The sequence below is a fragment of the Campylobacter concisus genome (assembly GCF_015230015.1).
GTDB classification, from domain to species: domain Bacteria; phylum Campylobacterota; class Campylobacteria; order Campylobacterales; family Campylobacteraceae; genus Campylobacter_A; species Campylobacter_A concisus_AF.
Map to the genome: position 1 here is coordinate 1 of NZ_JAAKZC010000033.1, position 2,763 is coordinate 2,763.

Sequence of the window (2,763 nt, forward strand, 5' to 3'; positions counted from 1 at the left end):
CGCTGCCATCTTTTGGTATAGAAATTTCAGCTGTTGTTTTGCCAGCATCTTTGTCACCTTCTTTGTTCTCTTTGTCAGAGATTTTGTGGTCACCGTTTTTATCTTCTGGGAATGTGATAGATGGGTTACTTGGTTGGCGAGTTAGTTCTTTGTCATATACCAAGTTTGCAAAATTACCTTCGCTCTCGTTGCCGACTTTATCTACTATCCTATAAGCTGGACTTTGTGCTCCATTGCCTTTTGGTAGATCCATAACAAAGCCGTCTCTCTCAACAAAACCTTTTGTGATATCCTCTTTGGTTATAAATGTAGCATTTTTCCACTTACCATCTTGTCCGTATACTTGTAGTATATCACCAGCTTTTACGCTAACGCCGTCAGTTGGGATCTCAACAATCCAGTGAAGTTTGCCATCTGTTAAGGCTTTTGCCTCTTCTACGCTTAGGACCTCATTGCTATTTAAATCTTCTTTAAATTTAACTTTTGGTGTACCAACAGTTGTATCAACTTCTAGTGCAGAAGTTGCTTCACTAGAGTTGCCAGCTGCATCTGTAACCACAGCTTTTATGACGTGAACGCGACCAACAAGATCTGCTAGTGGCTCTTTATAGTCGATTGGTTTAAATTCCCATTTGCCATCTTTATCAGCTTTAACTCTACCTATCTCTTTATCAGTATCATAGATAACCACTTCTTGATTTGTATCAGCTATACCTTTGATAGTTGGCTTGTTATCATTTGTCGAAGTACCTGCAACGTTGTCTTTATATGTACCGCCTGGTACGTTGTCAATAATTCCTGTGATCTGGACATTAGGAGCTGTAAAGTCTGAGCTTATGCTCTCTTTTACCATTTCACTAGAGTTACCTGCTTGATCAACGATCTTAGCTGTGATAGTTGAAGCTTGTCCATCGATCACTGGTACTTTAACTTCTATGTAGCCAGCTACTCTGTCATTGTAAGTTATAGTATGTGTTTTTTCCTCACCATTTACAGTGTAGTGGATCACATCGTTTTCTTCAGCATCACCTGGAACAGAAATTTGAGCTGTTGTGCTAGCATTGTCACCATCTTTGCCGTTCTCTGCTTTATTTAGCTTGCCATCTTTTTTATTGATATCTTCAACAAATGTGATTGTTGGCTCAGACGGAGCTACTAGGTCGACATTAACTATCACAGTTTCTGAGAAGTCTGAGATATTTCCAGCTTTATCTTGTATTCTTGTAGTGTATTGATACTCGCCATCTTCTAGTTGAGGTAGTTCAAATTTCCAACCACCATGCTTATCAGCTGTAGTAGTTCCTATAGCTCTCTTATCGCCACTTAGTTCACTAATTTCATATATAGTTACTACCGAGTTAGGCTCAGCATATCCCTCAAGAGTTGGTGTGCTGTCGTTTGTTAGAGCAACTTTTGTTTTAGCGTCTAAAACGTTGCCAGTGTGGCTATCTACATCGTCATTTACAGCATTTATTACTGGAGCATTAGCTGTTGCATCTACATCTAGCTCAACCTTAGGTGTGATTGATTTATTACCTGCACTATCAGTAGCATGTGCTTCGAAGTAGTGTAGGCCATCACCCATAGCTTCAGTTGGAGTAAAGCTCCATTTGCCATTAGCGTCAGCTACTATTTTACCAACTAGAGTTTTTTCTGTAGTTGTTAAGAAGCTCTCATAAATTTCTACTGTTGCACCAGGAGCTGCACTACCTTTGAATGTTGGTAGATTATCGTTTGTTAGACCATTTTTAACATCACCATTTACTACACCACCAGCTACGTCATCATAAATTTCGTCGATTGTTACTTGAGTTGTAGCATGAGTATGGATGATATCATTACCTGTTACTGCACTACCTTTACCAGTGTTGCCAGCTTCATCAGTGATCTCTACTTTTACTTTATCGCCTGGGTTTAGTGGTTTAGTAGTATCTATAACAAATTTGCCATCTCCACCTACTTTACCTTCGCCAATTACATTACCAGCTTCATCTTTAACAACGATCTTGGCGTCTTGTGTATCAGAGCTACCCTCTACTCTACCTTTTTCTGGAGTGTTGTCAGCTGGGTTGCTAATATCTAGTGGGCTTACTTTTAGGTTTTCAACACTTGGAGCTGTTGCATCTACATCTAGCTCAACCTTAGGTGTGATTGATTTATTACCTGCACTATCAGTAGCATGTGCTTCGAAGTAGTGTAGGCCATCACCCATAGCTTCAGTTGGAGTAAAGCTCCATTTGCCATTAGCGTCAGCTACTATTTTACCAACTAGAGTTTTTTCTGTAGTTGTTAAGAAGCTCTCATAAATTTCTACTGTTGCACCTGGTGCTGCACTACCTTTGAATGTTGGTATGTTATCATTTGTTAGACCATTTTTAACATCACCATTTACTACACCACCAGTTACATCATCGATGATCTCATCAATTGTTACTTTAACAGTGCTTGAAGCCTCACCTATCACCTTGCTATCCTTGCCTGGGTTGTTAGGGTTATTTGGATTGATGATCTCTGCTGTTATAGTTGTCTTATCGCCTGTTTTAATATCAACTGAAATTTCAACTTTACCATTTTCAATATCTTTATCTGTGATCACGTGCTCTTTTGGCTTATCGCTGTTGTCTTTAACGATAAGTTTATCACCTGGTTTTACGCTGCCATCTTGTGGAATGATGACTTCAGCTGTTGTTTTACCAGCATCACCATCGCCAGCCTTATTCTCTTTATCAGAAATTTTTCCATCTTTTGGATCATTATCTTCTG

General features: G+C 39.3%; 1 protein-coding gene. It reads right to left on the reverse strand.

Annotated features, from left to right (window positions below; genetic code table 11):
- A partial coding sequence (locus tag G6W42_RS10325) for an Ig-like domain-containing protein (protein WP_194173931.1) occupies positions 1-2,763 on the reverse strand: 2,763 nt, incomplete at both ends.